The 17,203-nt window shown below is 73.0% G+C and carries 11 protein-coding genes; 7 read left to right on the top strand and 4 right to left on the bottom strand.

Going from position 1 to position 17,203, the window contains the following annotated elements; genetic code table 11:
* Positions 1-113 precede the first annotated feature (113 nt).
* A complete protein-coding gene (locus WMF36_RS00055) occupies positions 114-1,187 on the top strand; it encodes an RluA family pseudouridine synthase (protein WP_437577501.1) in 1,074 nt (357 codons plus the stop codon).
* Here the strand turns inward: WMF36_RS00055 and hrcA are convergent.
* Positions 1,180-2,223, bottom strand: coding sequence for a heat-inducible transcriptional repressor HrcA (gene hrcA / locus WMF36_RS00050; protein ID WP_437577500.1), 1,044 nt, complete (start codon positions 2,221-2,223; stop codon positions 1,180-1,182). The two genes, WMF36_RS00055 and hrcA, sit on opposite strands and share 8 nt — an antisense overlap.
* 310 nt (positions 2,224-2,533) lie before the next feature.
* On the opposite strand from hrcA, the gene WMF36_RS00045 reads away from it, so the two are divergent.
* From WMF36_RS00045 to WMF36_RS00035, 3 genes are all read left to right on the top strand, one after another.
* Complete coding sequence (locus WMF36_RS00045; protein WP_437577499.1) at positions 2,534-3,328, top strand: hypothetical protein; 795 nt, start codon at positions 2,534-2,536, stop codon at positions 3,326-3,328.
* Positions 3,329-3,398: 70 nt separating this feature from the next.
* Positions 3,399-4,469: a hypothetical protein gene (locus WMF36_RS00040; RefSeq protein ID WP_437577498.1), complete on the top strand. Its 1,071-nt coding sequence runs from the start codon at positions 3,399-3,401 to the stop codon at positions 4,467-4,469.
* Between the two features lie 82 nt (positions 4,470-4,551).
* On the top strand, positions 4,552-5,064 hold the full coding sequence (locus WMF36_RS00035; RefSeq protein ID WP_437485121.1) for a Fur family transcriptional regulator: 513 nt from the start codon (positions 4,552-4,554) through the stop codon (positions 5,062-5,064).
* A 48-nt stretch (positions 5,065-5,112) separates the two neighbouring features.
* On the opposite strand, the gene WMF36_RS00030 is transcribed toward WMF36_RS00035, so the two are convergent.
* The gene (locus tag WMF36_RS00030; protein WP_437577497.1) at positions 5,113-7,548 is read right to left on the bottom strand and encodes an HAD-IC family P-type ATPase; all 2,436 of its coding nucleotides are present in this window, start codon (positions 7,546-7,548) and stop codon (positions 5,113-5,115) included.
* 1 nt (position 7,549) lies between these two features.
* On the bottom strand, positions 7,550-8,812 hold the full coding sequence (locus tag WMF36_RS00025) for an aspartate aminotransferase family protein (protein ID WP_437577496.1): 1,263 nt from the start codon (positions 8,810-8,812) through the stop codon (positions 7,550-7,552).
* Positions 8,813-9,051: 239 nt separating this feature from the next.
* Here WMF36_RS00025 and grpE point away from each other — a divergent pair, with 239 nt between their 5' ends.
* The 3 genes from grpE to WMF36_RS00010 all read left to right on the top strand — a co-directional run bounded on the left by grpE (position 9,052) and on the right by WMF36_RS00010 (position 15,731).
* Positions 9,052-9,636, top strand: coding sequence for a nucleotide exchange factor GrpE (gene grpE, locus WMF36_RS00020; protein ID WP_437577495.1), 585 nt, complete (start codon positions 9,052-9,054; stop codon positions 9,634-9,636).
* Positions 9,637-9,824: 188 nt separating this feature from the next.
* A complete protein-coding gene (gene dnaK / locus WMF36_RS00015) occupies positions 9,825-11,687 on the top strand; it encodes a molecular chaperone DnaK (protein WP_437577494.1) in 1,863 nt (620 codons plus the stop codon).
* 120 nt (positions 11,688-11,807) lie between these two features.
* A complete protein-coding gene (locus WMF36_RS00010) occupies positions 11,808-15,731 on the top strand; it encodes a serine/threonine-protein kinase (protein WP_437577493.1) in 3,924 nt (1,307 codons plus the stop codon).
* Between the two features lie 56 nt (positions 15,732-15,787).
* On the opposite strand, the gene dnaA is transcribed toward WMF36_RS00010, so the two are convergent.
* On the bottom strand, positions 15,788-17,203 hold the full coding sequence (dnaA, locus tag WMF36_RS00005; RefSeq protein ID WP_437485109.1) for a chromosomal replication initiator protein DnaA: 1,416 nt from the start codon (positions 17,201-17,203) through the stop codon (positions 15,788-15,790).

The following is a 17,203-nucleotide window of genomic DNA, read 5'->3' as shown; positions in this document are numbered from 1 at the left end:
AACATTCGCGGTGTCTTTCGCCTCGCGAGCCCCGCGGATGTGCGTTTTCCGCGCCGGTAGAGGCCGGCCCCACGCCGGTGGGCGGAGCCGAGGCGCCCCCCAACGAGCTCTCCATGCGCCCGCTCCGACCCACCGCTCCCGCTCCGCCGCCCCAGATCCAGGACGCCGAACCGATCGGCGCCGACTCGACCGCCCCGGTCCGACCCCCACAGGATGGCCGCTGGACGGTGCCGGCAGAGCTGGATCGGCGGCCTCTCGACGGGGCCGTCCGGACGCTGGCCTCGGTCTCGTGGTCCGACGCGCGCCGGCTGATCGAGACCGGCAAGGTGCTGGTCGGGAACGCGGTGGCGACGAGCGCCCGGCGGCGGGTGCTCCGCGGGGAGCCGATCGAGGTCCGCCTGCACGCGCCGCGGCCCGAGACGGTGCGGCGGCGCAAGCTCGAGAGCGAGCTCGTGATCTACGCGGACGCGAGCGTCGTGGTGGTGAACAAGCCCGCCGGGGTGAGCACCATCCCCTACGGCGACGAGGACCCCGCGGAGCAGGCCGCGACGCTCGACGCGCTCGTGCGGGAGGTGCTGGCCCGGCGCGACCGCCTGCGCGGACGGGCGCCGCTCGGCGTGGTGCAGCGCCTCGACAAGGGGACGAGCGGGGTGCTCGTCTTCGCGCGGACGCTCGCCGCGAAGAAGCACCTCGCACAGCAGCTCCGCGTCCGCGCGATGCACCGGCAGTACCTGGCGCTCGCGCACGGCGCCGTCCCGCGCGGCACCTACCGCAGCTACCTCATCGAGGATCGGGGCGACGGGCTGCGCGGCTCGGCGAGAGGAGGACGGCGCGAGGGGCAGCTCGCGGTGACGCACGTGGAGCCGATCGAGACGCTCCGGGGGCCGCAGGACGGGACCGGCGCCGCGGGCGTGACGCTGGTCGCCTGCCGCCTCGAGACGGGGCGCACGCACCAGATCCGCATCCACCTCGCCGAGGCTGGACACCCGCTCGTCGGCGAGACGGTCTACGTGCGGGACTACCGCGCGCCGAAGATCCTTGCCCCGCGGCTGATGCTCCACGCGGCCGAGCTCGGCTTCGATCACCCTGCAGACGACCGGCCGATGCGGTTCCAGGCGCCGCCGCCCCCCGACTTCGACGAGGTGCTCGAGCGGCTCCGCGAGGCGCGCCGGAAGGGCGCTACTTGACCTTGCCGCGCGCCTCGCTCATGGCCGCGGCGGTGGCGTCGACGAGCGGCATCACCTTCGCGTAGTCCATCCGCGTCGGACCGAGCACGCCCACGGTCCCGGCGACGCGCCCGTTCTCCATGTACGGCGCGGCGACGAGGCTGAGCTGGCCGCCGCCCAGGTCGCCCGCCTCGCTGCCCACGAAGACGGTGACCTCGCCCGCGCCGGCGGCGAGGGTGCGGTCGAGCAGATCGACGAGCTCCTCGCGCTCCTCGAGCGCCCTCATCAGCTTCCTGAGCCGGTCGACGTCCGCGTACTCGGGCAGATCGATCAGGCGGTTCTGCCCCTCGATGACGACCTGGCTCCGCCGCGTCACGTCGGCCGTCGCCTGGCTGCCGAGCTCGAAGGCGCGGCGCCTCAGCGCGTCGATCTGGAGGCGCTCATCGGCGAGGCGGCGCGCGAAGAGGTCCCGGATCTCGCCCAGCGTGCGCCCCTCGATGACGTCGGCGAGCAGGTTGTGGATCCGGTTGAGCTCCCCTTCGTTGATCGACTCGCCGATCGAGAGGAAGCGGTTCTCGACCGAGCCGTCGGCGAAGACGAGCACGGCAAGCAGCTGCCCCGGCTTCGTCGAGATGAAGCGCAGCTGGGAGAGGGCGCGGATCTCCGCCCGCGGCGCCGCGACGACCGCCGCGGCGCCGGACAGCTCCGAGAGGTAACGCCCTGTCTCGCGGAGCGGATCGCTCGCCACCGTGTAGATCTCGGTGAACCTGGCGCTGAGCTCGGCCTGCTGCTCGGGGGAGACCGACCGAAGCTCGACGAGCGCGTCGATGAACAACCGGAGCGCGCGGTCGGTCGGGATCCTCCCTGCAGAGGTGTGCGGCTGGTGGAGGTAGCCGGCCTCCTCGAGGTCCGCGAGCACGTTGCGGATCGAGGCCGCCGAGAGATCGAGCCCGTACTTCCGCGCAAGCGTCCTGCTGCCTACGGGGTCGCCCGTCGCGATGAACTCGGTGACCGCCGCGAAAAGGATCTTTCGAGCGCGATTGGAAAAATCTCCCATGTCAACTGCTGGCGGCGCATGCGTGCGCTGCTGTGGCTACCTGGCCCAGGGACCGCCCGAACCGGGAAGCCGTGCGGGCCGGGCCTTCGCTCCCATACGTCAAGAGGCGCGAGGAGGCGCCGGGCCCACGGATGCGCATGCGAGCTATTTTGAGGCGATCGCGCGGCCCGGTCAAATGGCGCGGTAGGATGGGCGCAGCCGCCGCGCGCAATCCTGCGGCGCCCCGCGCCACCGGCGGACGCCTCCAGCCTTCCGCCTCCTTCCTTCCAGCGGGCGCTTCGCCTGCCCGCGCGAGGCCGACCCCGCAACGATGCCGTCCGTACGTCACGCCGCCACCGCCGCCGCGCTCGCCCTCGCGCTCGGCCCGCTCGCCGCCGCGACGAGCGCGCAGGGCAAGCCGAAGGTGCGGTTCCATCAGGACTGGGCGAAGCACCCGTCGGCGCGCTACGCGGCCATGAGCGCGGAGCAGTGCCGCGCGGCGCTCGCGCGGCGGAAGATCGCGTTCGAGCCGGTGCCGCGCGCGCCGGGGGTGCTCGCGCCGGTGCGGCTGATGCAGGGGGTCGGCGGGGTCCTCTACCGGACGGCGCTGCCGACCCACCGGCGCGCGGACAACCCGAACGACGTCTTCGACTGCCGCCTCGCGCTCGCGCTCTCGGACTTCAGCCGGATCCTGCGCGTGCACGACATCGTCGAGGTGCTGATGTTCTCGGCCTGGCGACCTCCGTCGAGGATGTGGCCCGAGGGCAAGCTGGCCACGAGGCACCCGGGCGGGCTCGCCATCGACCCCTACCGGTTCGTCAAGAAGCGCGTGGGCGACGGGTTCGCGGAGGCGTGGCTCGACGTCGAGCGCGATTTCGTCGGCAGGCGCGGCGCACCTGTGTGCGGCGAGGGCGCCAGGGCGACCGGGAAGCCCGGGGTGGCCGGCAGGGGTGCGACGAGCAGCCCTCCCGCGGACACGACGGCGCGAGAGCTGCGCTCCATCGTGTGCGAGGCCGCGGATCAGCACATCTTCACGTCGATCCTCACCCCCAACTACGACCGGGCGCACAAAAACCACCTGCATCTCGAGGTCACTCCCGGCGTCCAATGGCATCTCGTGCGCTGAGGCGGGACGGGCGGTCCTCCCCGGCGCAAACCCGCTCTCGCCCCGAGGTCGACCCGCTATGTTAGCCCGCGTGCCCGCACGAAGCTCCCCGTCCCCCCGCGCGTCCACCGCGTCTGCCGCGCTGACGCTCGCCGTCGTCGCCCTGTCGTTCACGTTCGTCGGCTGCCCCTGCATCAGCGGCCCCGTGAACGCGAGCCCCGGCCTCCGCTGGTTTCTGTTCTCGAACTTCGGCGCCAGCAAGATCTGCCCCGAGATGCTGAAGAGCGGGGTCTCGCTGCGCCTGCAGGACCGATCGTCGGCCATGGGGCGGTTTTTCCCGATGCAGTGCTCGTACGACGTCAACGACTCGGCCCAGACGGTCACCGTGCACATCGCCGGCACGGGGTACGGCTACATGCAGCCGGCCAAGCGCGTGGGCTTCTCCCTCACGACGTCCGTCGAGTACCGGCCCGACTTCCAGATCGCGGGCGACGACGTCTACGTGTGGGGACGGCTGAACCGGATCGTTCAGGGCCCGAGCTTCCAGCTCGGCTACGTCGAGAACCCTGTCATCGACGTGATGGCGAACGTCGCGCCGTTCGGAGGGATCGCCAACCTGATCGGCAACCAGATCGTCGCGGGCGAGATGACCCGCGGGTTCACCGTCCTCTACAACGAGGAGACCGGGAAGGACTTCACGCTGGGGATCCTCATGCCGCCCCAGCGGCCGCACCACCCGTTCGAGGTGGAGGACGACGAGCGCTACACGTTCGCGAACGAGAGCGTCGAGGTGCACGCGCACCAGCGCGACTACCTCGGACCGTTCGAGGTCGCCGACTCGGACCAGGCGCTCTACCTCAAGGTGAGCGTGCAGGGCGCCCCCGTGGACATCATGATCGTCGACAAGCTGACGGGCGACGCCTGGCGCGAGGCCTATCAGACCGGCAAGCCGCTCGGTCCCCCGCCCGGCCCGGTGCAGGCGGGCGGCCCTCTCCAGCCCGGGATCATCGAGACGCGCCGCTATGCGCTGCGCCCGGGCCTCTACTACGTCGTCATCGACAACACGTCGGCGGCCGGGATGGTGGCGCCGCCCGTCACGCTGCTGAGCCCCTTGGGAGGCTCGGCCGCGCAGGTCAGCTACATGGCGCAGGTCGGCGAGTAGCGACAGGGGGGCTGCCCAGTCGCGCCGAGCAGGCGCGGTCGCCGGCCTTGACGCGGTTCGCCGCGAACGGGATAAACTCGTCATGGCCGTCATCGCGAGTGAGGGGGACAGCGTGACCCACGTCGACAAAGTTGCCCTCGACCGGCTGCGCGCCCGCCTCCAGGCGTACATGGCCAAGAAGGGGCTGAGGTCGACGGCGCAACGCCGGCTGATCGTCGACACCTTCTTCTCGGGCGCGCCGCACATGACCATCGAGGACCTGCTCACGGAAGTGCGCGCGCACGACCGAGGCATCGGGTACGCGACGGTCTACCGGACGCTCAAGCTGCTCGCGGAGTGCGGCGTGGCCTCGGAGCGCCGGTTCGGCGACGGCCTCAGCCGTTACGAGCTGGCGGACGACGCCAGCGCGCACCACGACCACCTGATCTGCGTCAGCTGCGGGAAGATCATCGAGTTCGAGGAGCCGCGCATCGAGGCGCTCCAGGAGGAGATCGCCGCGAAGTACGGCTTCGAGGTGACCTGGCACAAGCACGAGATGTACGGCGTCTGCCTGGACTGCCGCGACACAAAGAGCGCGGCCTCCGGCATCTCGTAGCCCGCCCCGGCGCCGCAGGCCGGCGCCGCAGGCCGCGCGCGGCGGCGCTCAGCTCTTCGCGTCGAGCGCGCGGGCGTGGACGACGGCCATGACGCCGCCGAGCAGCGAGGCGATGGGGGCGTAGGCCGGCGGGAGCACGAACGCGGAGATCACCGCCGCGCCGACGAGCGCGGGGGCGACGCTCAGCGCGAGCCCGACGCGCGCCTCGAGGCGCGTGCGGTGCGCGAGCGCGAGGGAGAGCGCAGCGTCGCGGACGTCATCCGAGGCGAGGACCGTGGAGAAGTCGGCGGGCGCGGAGCCGGCCGCGCCGAGGGCCACGGAGACGTCCGCGGCGCCGAGCGCGGCGTCGTCGACGCCGGCGTGGCCGAGGACGGCGACGCTCGTGCCCGCGTCGATCAGGCGGCGCACCTCGGCGCCGCGATCCGCGGGGAGGACCTCGGGGCGGATGTGGTCGATGTCGAGCGAGCGGCCGATGGCCTCGCACGTCTCGCGCGCGTCGCCCGACATCAGCACGGGCTCGATCTGCGCGTCGAGCAGGTGCTGGATGGCGGCCCGCGCCCCGGGGCGCAGCCCGTCCTGCAGGCCGATGACGCCGACGAGGCGGGCGCCCACCGCGACGAGGACCACGGTGCGCCCCAGCGCCTCGAGCTCGGCGACGCGGCTCTCGGCCGCGGCGATCGAGATCCGCTGCTCGAGCATGAGCGCGCGGTTGCCGACGCAGAGCTCCTCGCCGGACGAGGTGACGGCCGTCACGCCGAGGCCGGGGTGGAAGTTGGGGTTGCGCACCCCGTCGGGCCGCAGGCCGCGGACGCGGGCGGCGCGGACGATCGCCGTGGCGACCGGGTGCTCCTCGGTGCGCTCCGCCCCGGCCGCGAGCGCGAGCACGTCGCTCGGCGTGAGCTTCTGGCCGGTCGCCTCCAGCTCCGCGAGCTCGGGCTCGCCGAGCAGCAGCGTGCCGCGGGCGCAGAACACGGCGACCGAGACCCTGCCTGCGCGATCCCAGGCGTCGGCGCTCTTGTAGACGATGCCCCGGCGGAGCCCGAGCAGGATGCCCCGCGCGACGTGCACCGAGGCGATGGAGGCCGTGATCGCCGTGGCCATCGCGGCGAGCACGGCGGCCGCGGTCATCGCGATCTCGACGGGCGCCCGCCCGGCGACGAAGGCGGAGAGCGCGCCGATCGCCGCGGCGCCGAGCGCCCAGCGCTCGGTCAGGGCGCGCGAGGCCTGCGCGATCGGCGCGAGGGCGTCCGCGCGCCGGCGAGCGTCGAGCAGCACGCGCGCGACCGCGCGATCGCCGCCGGAGAAGGTGCACGCGCCGACGAGGCGGCCCCGGACCACCGTGGCCCCGGCGATGACCGGGTCGCCGTCGCGGCGACGGGCCGGCGTGGTCGCGCCGATCCACGGGAGCACCTCGATGTCGCCGCCCGTGACCACGAGATCGACGGGGACGACATCCCCCGCGTCGACCTGGACGCTCTCGCCCGGTCGCAGCTCGTAGAGCTCGACCCCGGCGCCCTCGGCGGCGCCGTCGTCGCCGCGCGGAAGGGCTCGGTCGGCAGGCGCCGGGCTCGGCGCCCACGCGCCCGGCGGCCAGCGCGCCGGCGCGGAGAGCACGGACGCGATCCAGCCCCGCTCCGCGAACACGCGGTGGCGGGCGCTCTCGATGAGCCAGGCGCTGATCGCGCTGGCGGTGGCGATCACGCCCGCGAGCGACGCGGCCTCGGCCGCGAGCGCGTGATCCTGACCGAAGAGGGCCCAGACGGCGGCCACGAGCCCGCCCAGGACGGGGGCGAGCATCGGCGCCGGGTGCGGGTCCGTGGCGTCGCGCGCGGTCGTGGCGGCGCGGCCGAGGAGCATCCCCGCGCTCACCGTGGCGAGCACGATGCGGGCGCCGATGACGAGCTTCGCGTCCCCGGCGAGGGTGAGCGCGACGGCGAGCGTCCCCGCGATGATCGCGAGCACGAGCAGGAGCGCGCCGATGTCCCGCGCCTCGACCGCCTCGTAGCGCTGCGGCTCCTCGCTCAGGATGGTGTTCCCGATCGGCTCGAGCAGCGCGCGATCGTCGTCGAGGAGGGGCAGGTCCGGGAGCTTCTCGTCGAGCGACACGGGCGGGAACGCGTCGACGATCGGCGCGTCGAGATCGGCGACGCGCGTGGCGCCCTCGTCCGAGCCCGCCCGCGCGGGCTCGGCGCGCGGCGCTGAGGCGTACGGCCGGGCGGCGCCCGGTGGCGTCCCCGGCGAGGTCCCTCGAGCAGCAGCGCCGAGGAACGCCGCGCCGTGCGCCGCGAGGCCAGGCGGCCGGACGTCGCCCGGCGCGGGCGACGCCTCACCGAGGAAGGTGTGGCGGCACCGGGCGTTGCAGAAATAGTGGAAGCGCTGGTCGAAGATCGCGACGTGCCCCGCGCGCAGCGGATCGATCAGCTTGCTGCAGCCCGAGCACGGGAGGGGCGCGACGGTGGGCCCGGCTGCGCGCGACGCGACCACCTCAACCCGCAGCCGGCGTCTCGGCGAGCGCCGCCTCGACCTCGGCCAGGGCCTCGTCGATCTGCGCCTCGCTCACGATGAGGGGCGGCGTGAACCGGAGCACGTTGCTGCCCGCGATCGTGAGCAGCACGCCCCGGTCGCGCGCGCGACCGAGCGCGATCCGCCCGTCCACCCCCTGCGCGAGGATGAGCCCGCGGAGCAGGCCGCGCCCGCGCTCGCCGGCGCACACGTCCGGCCGCCGCGCGGCGATCGCGGCGAGGCCGCGGCCGAGCTGCTCGCCGCGCTTCTGGGCGGCCTCGCAGAGCTTCTCTTCCTCGATGACCGCGAGCACCGTGCGCGCCGCGGCGGAGGCGAGCGCGTTGCCTCCGTAGGTCGAGCCGTGCGAGCCCGGGGGCAGCGCGCCGTTGAGCCGCTCCCGCAGCACCAGCGCGCCGACAGGGAAGCCGCCGCCGAGCCCCTTCGCGAGCGCCGCTGCGTCGCCCTGGACACCGTCAACCATCGAGCCGAGCCAGTGCCCCGTGCGCCCGATGCCGGTCTGCACCTCGTCGAGGAGCAGCAGCGCGCCGTGCTCATCCGCGATGCGCCGCAGCTCGGCGAGGAACCCGGCCGGGGCCGGCAGGACGCCGCCCTCCCCCTGCACCGGCTCCACGAGGATCCCCGCGACGTCCGGGCCCATGGCGGCGCGCACAGCGGCCACGTCCCCGTAAGGCACGTGGGTGACGCCCGCGAGCGACGGGCCGAACCCCTCGCGGTACTTCGGCGTCCCCGTCAGGGCGATCGCGCCGAGGGTGCGGCCGTGGAACGCGTTCTCGAACGCGACGATCCGGTAGCGCTCCGTCTCGCCCCGGTTGAAGAAGTGGCGGCGCGCGAGCTTGAGCATCGCCTCGTTCGCCTCCGTGCCCGAGTTGCAGAAGAAGGCGCGGTCGAAGCCGGTCTTCGCGCAGAGCTCCTCGGCGAGGCGGAGGTTCTCCGCGTTGAAGAAATAGTTGGAGACGTGCATGAGGCGGCCCGCCTGCTCGGCGATGGTCGCCACGAGCCGCGGGTGAGCATGCCCGAGCGACGCCACCGCCACCCCGGCGCACATGTCGAGATACCTGCGCCCCTCCGTGTCGAAGAGCTCGCAACCCCGGCCCCGGTCAAGGACGAACGCGGGCTGGCGGTAGTTGCCGAGGAGGTGCTTCTGCGCCGCGAGGAGCGGCGAGCTGGCGGGCGTCGAGGCGTTCGCCGGGGCGGGGTCGCCGCCTGGGCTTGTGGCGATGCTCATGGGGCCGATCTAACGCCGGGCAGGGGGTCGGAGCAAACGGTGGATGCATGGCCGGCTGCGGATCGCGGAACCCCGGGCGAAACGCGCGTCCGGAGCGCCCGGTCACGGACGCCGGCGAGCGCCCGCGGCCGGTCCCGGGGGACGCAGCCGTCCGGACGCGCCGGTGCTCGCCCGCCGCGGGCCGACTTCGGCCTGGCGATTGCCAGCGGATCGCGGCTGGCTATAGTGCCGGCCGTCCTATGAGCGATTCGGAACAAAATGGGTCGAACCAGAACACGGGGGAGACGGCGGAGGCGCAGGAGGAACGCGCAGAGCCGGCGGAGCAGCGAGCCCCCACCCCGGAAGACAAGCTCGGCGAGGCGCAGGCGGAGGCCGCGCGGCTGCGCGAGCAGCTGCTGCGCACCGCCGCCGATTTCGACAACTTCCGTAAGCGCTCCCGGCGCGAGGTCGAGGACGCGCAGCGCCGCGGCCGCGAGACGATCCTGAAGGATCTGCTCCCGGTCTTCGACAACCTCGAGCGCGCCGCCAGCCACGCCGAGAGCGCGCCCGACGCGAAGTCGGTCGCCGAGGGCGTGCGGATCGTGGCGAAGCAGTTCGTCGACACGCTCGATCGCATGGGCATCAAGCGCATCGCCGCCGTCGGCAAGCCCTTCGATCCCAGCGTGCACGAGGCCATCCAGCAGATCGAGTCGACCGAGCACCCGGCCGGCGTCGTGATCGCGGAGGTCCAGCCGGGCTACATGCAGGGCGATTACCTGCTCCGCGCGGCCATGGTCGTCGTCTCGAAGGGCTCGCCCGGCGAGCCGGCGTCCGAAGCGAGCTGAGCTTCCACCGGCGTCGCGCGCCGGTTCCCCCGGCGCACACCTCCTGCCTCATGCGCATCATGGCGGTGGTCCTCTCCGGGATCTGCTGTGCCCCGCCACCTCACCGCACGATCTCCCCAAATATCGCGGGCGCCACGGTCGTCTGCCCACCCGGCGAGCATCCAGGCCTGTAGTATCTTTCGCCGCATATGGGGAAGGTGATCGGCATCGATCTCGGGACGACGAACTCGTGCGTGGCGGTCGTCGAAGGGGCAGGGGTCGCCTCGGCCGGCGACGTGCGGGTGATCCCGAACGCCGAAGGCGCGCGCACGACCCCCTCCGTCGTCGGCTTCCCCGCGAGCGGTGAGCGCCTGGTCGGGCAGGTGGCGCGGCGCCAGGCGGTCACGAACCCGCAGAACACCATCTATGCGGTGAAGCGGCTGATGGGCCGCAAGTTCAGCGCGCCCGAGGTCAGCAAGCAGGTCCTGCTCGCCCCGTACAAGATGGTCGAGGCGGCGAACAGCGACGCCTGGGTCGAGGTCAAGGGGCGCAGCTACTCGCCCCCCGAGATCTCGGCGATGATCCTCGGCCAGATGAAGCAGGTCGCCGAGCGGTTCCTCGGCGAGCCGGTGACGGAAGCGGTGGTGACCGTCCCGGCCTACTTCGACGACGCGCAGCGGCAGGCGACGAAGGACGCGGGGCGGATCGCCGGGCTCGAGGTGCGCCGGATCATCAACGAGCCGACCGCCGCGGCGCTCGCCTACGGCCTCGACAAGGTGAAGGCCGAGACGATCGCGGTCTACGACCTCGGCGGAGGGACGTTCGACATCTCGATCCTCGAGATCGCGGGCGGCGTCTTCAGCGTCAAGTCGACCGGCGGCGACACGCACCTCGGCGGCGAGGATTTCGACCAGCGGATCATCGACCTGCTCGCCGACGAGTTCGATGGCCTGCACCGGATCGATCTGCGCCGGGATCGCATGGCGCTGCAGCGGCTCAAGGAGGCGGCGGAGAAGGCGAAGCACGAGCTCTCGTCGTCGCTCGAGACCGAGATCAACATCCCCTTCATCGCCGTCGGCCCGGGCGGCGGGCCGCTCCACCTCGAGCGCACGATGCGGCGCAACGAGCTCGAGATGCTCTGCGAGAGCCTCATCCGGCGGACCATCGACGTCTGCCGGGCGACGCTCGGGGACGCCAAGCTCCCCGTCTCGGCCGTCAACACCGTGGTCCTCGTCGGCGGCATGACGCGGATGCCCTCGGTGCAGGCGGCGGTGCGCGAGTTCTTCGGCCGGGAGCCGAACAAGGGCGTGAACCCCGACGAGGTCGTCGCGGTCGGGGCGGCGCTGCAGGGCGCCGCGCTCTCGGGGCACGTGGACGAGGTGCTGCTCCTCGACGTGACGCCGCTGTCGCTCGGCGTCGAGACCGGCGGCGGCGTGATGTTCAAGCTCATCCCGCGGAACACCACGATCCCGACCGAGCGGAGCGAGATCTTCACGACGAGCGTCGACAACCAGAGCTTCGTGCCCGTGCACGTGCTCCAGGGCGAGCGCGAGATGGCCGCCGACTGCCGGAGCCTCGCCCGCTTCGAGCTCACCGGCATCCCCCCCGCGCCCCGCGGGCTGCCCAAGATCCAGGTCACCTTCCGCATCGACGAGAACGGGATCGTCCGCGTCGAGGCGCGGGATCTCGGGACGGGGCGGGTGCAGGAGGTCCGGGTCACCCCGACGAGCGGCCTCACGCCGGACGAGGTCGACCGGCTCGTCTTGGAGGGCGAGCGGTTCAAGGAGACCGACGCGCTCCGGCGCGAGCTCGCCGAGATCCGCAACCAGGCCGAGACCCTCGCCTACACGACCGAGCAGGCCCTCGAGGGCTACGGCGATCTGCTCGACGCCGAGCTCCTCGGCGAGGTCCACGCCGAGTGCGCCGCGCTGAGGAAGCTGCTCGACGGCGGCGGCGATCTCGACACGCTCCGGGCGGCGTACGCGCGCCTCGAGGGGGCGGCGTTCCGGATCGCCGAGTCGATGTATGGAGGGGATGATGACGCCGGCGCGAACAAGGCGGTCGAGACGTGACGCGCGGCCGGGCGACGCAGCCGGGGATCAAAGACCGGCTCGCTCGCCGATCCGAGGCCGTCCCCTCCGGAGCGCCGCGCGCGCTCTAGACGCAAGGCTGCGCGGGGCTTCGACGGGACGATGCTGAGCGAGACCTTCGGACGCTATCGCTTGCTCGAGCGCCTCGGAGAGGGCGGCATGGCCGAGGTCTTCAAGGCCAAGAGCTTCGGCGTCGAGGGGTTCGAGAAGGTCCTCGTCATCAAGCGCATCCTCCCCAAGCTCGCCGAGCAGGGGCGCTTCGTGGACATGTTCGTGCACGAGGCCAAGCTCGCCGTCCGCCTCTCGCACGCGAACATCGTGCAGGTGTTCGACCTCGGCCGCGTCGACCATCCGAACGGCGATCCGACCAGCTACTTCATCGCGATGGAGTACGTCCCCGGGCTCGACCTGGCGACGCTGCTCTCCCGCTGCCGGAGGTCCAAGCGGCCGATCCCCCTCGGCATGGCCGTCTTCATGACGGCCGAGATCGCGAAGGCGCTCGACCACGCCCACCGGCGGCGCGACGAGCAGTCGCGCCCCCTCGGCATCGTCCACCGCGACATCTCGCCCCAGAACATCCTGCTCTCCTGGGAGGGAGAGGTGAAGGTCACCGACTTCGGCATCGCCAAGGCGACGCAGTCGATGACCGAGGAGGAGGTCGGCGAGAAGCGCGCCGGCAGGATCCGCGGGAAGCTCGCGTACATGAGCCCCGAGCAGTCGCGCGCCGGCGCGATCGACGGCAGGAGCGACCTCTTCTCGCTCGGGACGGTGCTCTACGAGATGATCGCCGGCTCGAACCCGTTCGCGGCGCCGACGGCGTTCGAGGTCATGCGGCGGCTGCAGGCGAGCGAGTACCCGCCGCTCGCGCTCGTGCGCCCCGACGTGCCGAGGTCGCTCGTCGACATCGTGAGCACGATGCTCGCGAGGAACGTCGAGGATCGGGTCCCCGACGCCGGGCGGCTGCACGAGGCGCTCCTCGGGTTCTTCTACGCGACGGGCGAGCGGTTCGGGGCGAACGACCTCGCCGAGTTCCTGGAGCCGTTCCACGAGGAGACGGCGGGCGCCGCGCTCGAGGCGAGCGCCGTGCTCGAGGAGGAGCCGATCGGGGCCAACGAGCGCACGCCGGTCGAGGTGCCGCACACGACGAGCAGCACGCGCAGCCGCACGGCGTCGGGGCTCCTCCAGCTGCTCGAGAAGGCCGACAGCAGCCCGGCCGCGCGCGGGCTCGGCGAGCGGCGCGAGGTCACGGCGCTCGTGCTCATCTTCACGGGCTCCGAGGAGGACGCGGCGAGGCGCATCGGGCGGGCCCGCGAGGTGCTGGCGCGCTACGGCGCGCTGCTGCTCGAGCAGGAGGCGTCGCAGCTCGTCGCCGTCTTCGGGCTCGGCGACGCCGACGGCCGCGACACCGAGGCCGCGGTGCGCGCCGCCCTCGTGATCCTGCGCTCGCGCGGCGGGGGCGCGGCGGCCTCGGCCGGCATCCACCTCGCCCGCATCCTGGTCGACAGCGCCGGCGCCCCGATCCGGGACGAGCGGCTCACGTCGCTCATCGCCTCGGCCCAGGCGCTCGCCCGCGCGACCGAGTCGCAAGTGGCCGTGTCACACCTCACCGGGCGCGTCCTCCGCAACGCGTTCACGACCGAGGAGCTGCCCGGCGCGGGCCGGACCGCGCCCGAGGGGGGCCGCGTGGTCACCTCGGCGCAGCCCCCGGACGGCGCGTACGGCCGCTTCGTCGGCCGCCGCGACGAGCTCAAGCAGCTCGGGGACATCCTCGCCGACGCCACGAGGAAGCGCGCGCAGATCGCCGTCATCCAGGGCGAGCGCGGCATCGGCAAGACGCGGCTGCTCGCCGAGATGGAGCGGCGGCTCTCGAAGGGCGACTACAACGTCGGGGTCTACGTCGCGTCGTGCCCGCACAACGGCGCCGACGTCCCGTGGAGCGGCCTCACCGCGATGCTGCAGGTGCTCTGCGGCATCCAGGAGGGCGACGACGAGGAGCGCATCCGCGCGGTGCTGCCGCGGCTGCGCGCGCTCGGCCTGCGCGAGGACGAGTCCGCGGCGGTGCTTGGCCAGCTCGGCGCGGCGCTCGTCGACCAGCGGGCGCCGCAGGGGACGACCGCGATCCTGCGCGCGGCCTTCCCGCGGATGGTGCAGAGCCTCTGCGAGGATCGGCTCCACTGCTTCGCCTGGGACGACGCGCAGGCGATGGACCAGCTCACCGCCGAGACCCTCCTCGCCACGGCCGGCCGCGCCGGCGGGCTCCGCGCCGTGCTGATCCTGGCGACCCGCAGCGACCCGCCGCCGCTGCTCGAGGCGCACCCCCACTTCTACCGGATCCAGGTCGGGGAGCTCTCGGACAGCGACAGCGCGCGCCTCATGTCGGCGCGCATCGGCGCGACCTTCCTGCCGCCCGAGGTGCTCGCCTTCTGCCGCGAGCGCGCCGGCGGCCACCCGCTCTTCCTCGAGGAGCTCATCAAGGAGCTGAGCGACTCCGGCGCGCTCAGCGTCGTCGGCGGCGCCGTGAAGGCCCGGCTCGACGGCGCCTCGGCGGTGCCGCGCTCGCTGCGCACGCTCATCGCCACCCGGGTGCGGCGGCTCGACCCGAGCGACCGCGCCGTGCTCCAGGCGGCGGCGATCCTCGGCGATCCGGTGCCGACCGAGGTCCTCGCGGCGCTCCTCCAGCAGAAGCTCTCGCTCGTGAACCGCGCGATCTCCGGGCTCGCGACCCGCGATCTCTTGCGGCTCAAGGGCCCCGAGCAGGCGAGCTTCGCGTCGCCCATGCACGGCGAGATCGTCCTCGACGCGATCCCGCCCGAGCTCCGCCGGGAGCTGCACGCCGCGGCCGCGGCGGCGTACCTCGCGGTCGTGGGCGAGGACAGCGCCGAGCACGCCGAGCGCATCGGGCAGCATTTCTACCAGGCGGGCGATCGCGACCGGGCCGCCACGTTCCACGCGCGGGCGGCGCTCCACAAGATCCGCGCGAGCCAGCTCGACCCGGCGCTCCGGCTCATCTCCCAGGCGCTCGACCTCGGCGACCACGCCCACCGCTCGCCGGCGGAGCTCTCCGCGTGGCTCGGCGCGCTCGCGGACGTCGTCGTGCGCGTGCGCTCCGCGCCCGACCTGGGCGACGTCGCGGCCCGCGCGCTCCGGCGCATCGACGAGGCCGGCACCCCCGAGCAGAAGCTCTCGGCGCGCGTCGATGTGGCGCGCGCCCTCGGCGCGGTGGACCTCTTCGCGGACGCGTACGCGCGGCTGGAGGAGGCGTACGCCCTCACCGGCGACCGGGAGGACCTCCGCCGCAAGGCGCTCGCGTGCGAGACGGAGATCGGCGTGAGGACGGGCGATTTCACCCGCGCGGTCCGCGCGGTCGAGCAGCTCGAGGCGATGGGCGACATCGACGACGAGCGGCTGCTGCTCGCGATCTCCCAGACGCGCGCGGCGACGGGGGACATCGAGGCGGCGATCCGCGCGCTCGATCGGGCGGAGGCGCTCGGCAACCCGGGCGATCTCGCGGCGGCGAGCGAGCGCGAGAAGCAGCGCGTCCTCGTGCACGTCTTCCTCCGCGACTTCGCCGCGGCGGTGAAGACCTCGGCGCGCGCCGTCGACCTCGCCCGGTCCGCGGGCCTGCGCTTCGAGACCGCCGCCGCGCTGCACAACCTCGGCGACGCGAGCCGCCGGCTCGGCGATCTGCCGCGCGCCTACGCCTCGCTCACCGAGTCGAAGGAGCTCGCGGAGGAGAGCGGCCACGAGCGCCTCGTCTCGATCAACCGCGCGCACCTCGCCTACCTCGACGGCCTGAGCGGCGCGGCCGGCGCCGGCGATCTCCTGCGCGAGCTCGCGCGTTACGCCGAGGCGCGCTCCTACCGGACGGACGCCCTGGAGAGCCGGTACCTGCTCGGCGCGCTCCTGAAGCAGCGGGGTCAGGTCGAGGAGGCGCGGGGCGAGCTCGCGGAGGTGCTCGAGCTCGCCTCCGCGTACGGCAACAAGCTCGTCGCCGACGACGCACGCACCGCGCTGTCCGAGCTCTGACCGCCCTGCGGCTGCGGCAGGATCTCCGGCGCGCCTTGCTCGGCGCGCCGCGCGCCTTATTCGTCGGCGAGCTTCTTCTCGAGCGCCTCGAGGTGGGCGCGTACCTGCGGATCGGAGTCGCGCTGCGCCTCGATCTTGCGGACGGCGCTCATCACGGTCGTGTGGTCGCGGTTGCCGAAGGCCCGCCCGATCTCCGGGAAGCTGCACTTCAGCCGCTGCTTGCAGAGGTACATCGCCACGTGGCGCGCGAAGGCCACGCTCTTGTGGCGGTCCTTCGACGTGAGGTCGATCGAGCGCAGGTGGAAGTGGTGGCACACCGCGCGCTGGATGTCCTCGACGCTCATCATCTGCGCCCGCGGCGGCGACGTGGCCGTGATCTCGGCGCGCGCGAACGGGAGGTCCACGGGGCGACCCGTGAGCGAGCTCTTGGCCGCCAGCCGGATCAGCGTCCCCTCGAGCTCGCGGACGTTGGAGCGGACCATCTGCGCGAGGTAGAGCGCCACGTCGTCGGTGAGCGCGATGCCCTCGAGCGCCGCCTTGTTCCGGACGATCGCGACGCGCGTCTCCAGCTCCGGCACCTGGATGTCGGCGACGAGCCCCCAGGAGAACCGCGAGACGAGGCGCTCTTCCATGCGCTCGAGGTTCTGGGGGTACTTGTCGCTCGTCACCACGATCTGCCGGTCGAGCGTGTGGAGCGCGTTGAAGGTGTGGAAGAACTCCTCCTGCGTCTGCTCGCGCCCGGCCAGGAACTGGATGTCGTCGACAAGCAGCACGTCGCAGCTCGACCTGTACCGCGCGCGGAACTCATCCATCCGGTGGTGCTGGATGGCCGTGATGAAGTCGTTCGTGAACTTCTCGGCCGAGACGTAGATGATCCGCGCGTCCGGCCTGCCCTCGAAGACGCGGTGCGCGATCGCGTGCATGAGGTGGGTCTTGCCGAGCCCCGTGCCGCCGCAGATGAAGAGCGGGTTGTACCGGCGGCCCCCGCCGCCGGCCGCCGCGATCGCGGCCGCGTGCGCCAGCTGGTTCGACGGGCCCACGACGAAGCTCGCGAAGGTGTGCTTCGGGTTCAGGTCGTCCGGCAGCGACGAGACGCGCCGGAGCGACGGCTCGGGCCGGGGCGCCGGCGCCGGCGCCGTGCTCGTCGGACGCACCACGAGCGCCCGCGGGCGCACCGGGGTGAGCTCCACGCGCTTCGCGATCGGCGAGGCGAGGTGCTGATCGACCGTCCACGCCACCTGGACCGACCAGCCGGTGAGCTCGCGGATCTTGTCCGTCAGCGAGGGCAGGAAGTTGTCCCTGACCCACTCGAGGACGAACTCGTTCTGGACACGCAGCGTGAGCACGCCGTCGGTCAGATCATCGAACTGAACGCCCCCGAACCACTGATCAAAAGTTGCGGGCGAAAGCGTCCGCGTATGCTCGATCGCCTGATCGAAGACTTCGCGCGGCTCGTGTTTCGGAATCGTCAT

The organism is Sorangium sp. So ce887 (assembly GCF_051521455.1).
Lineage (GTDB): Bacteria > Myxococcota_A > Polyangia > Polyangiales > Polyangiaceae > Sorangium.
This window is presented reverse-complemented; position numbering and strand designations above follow the sequence as displayed.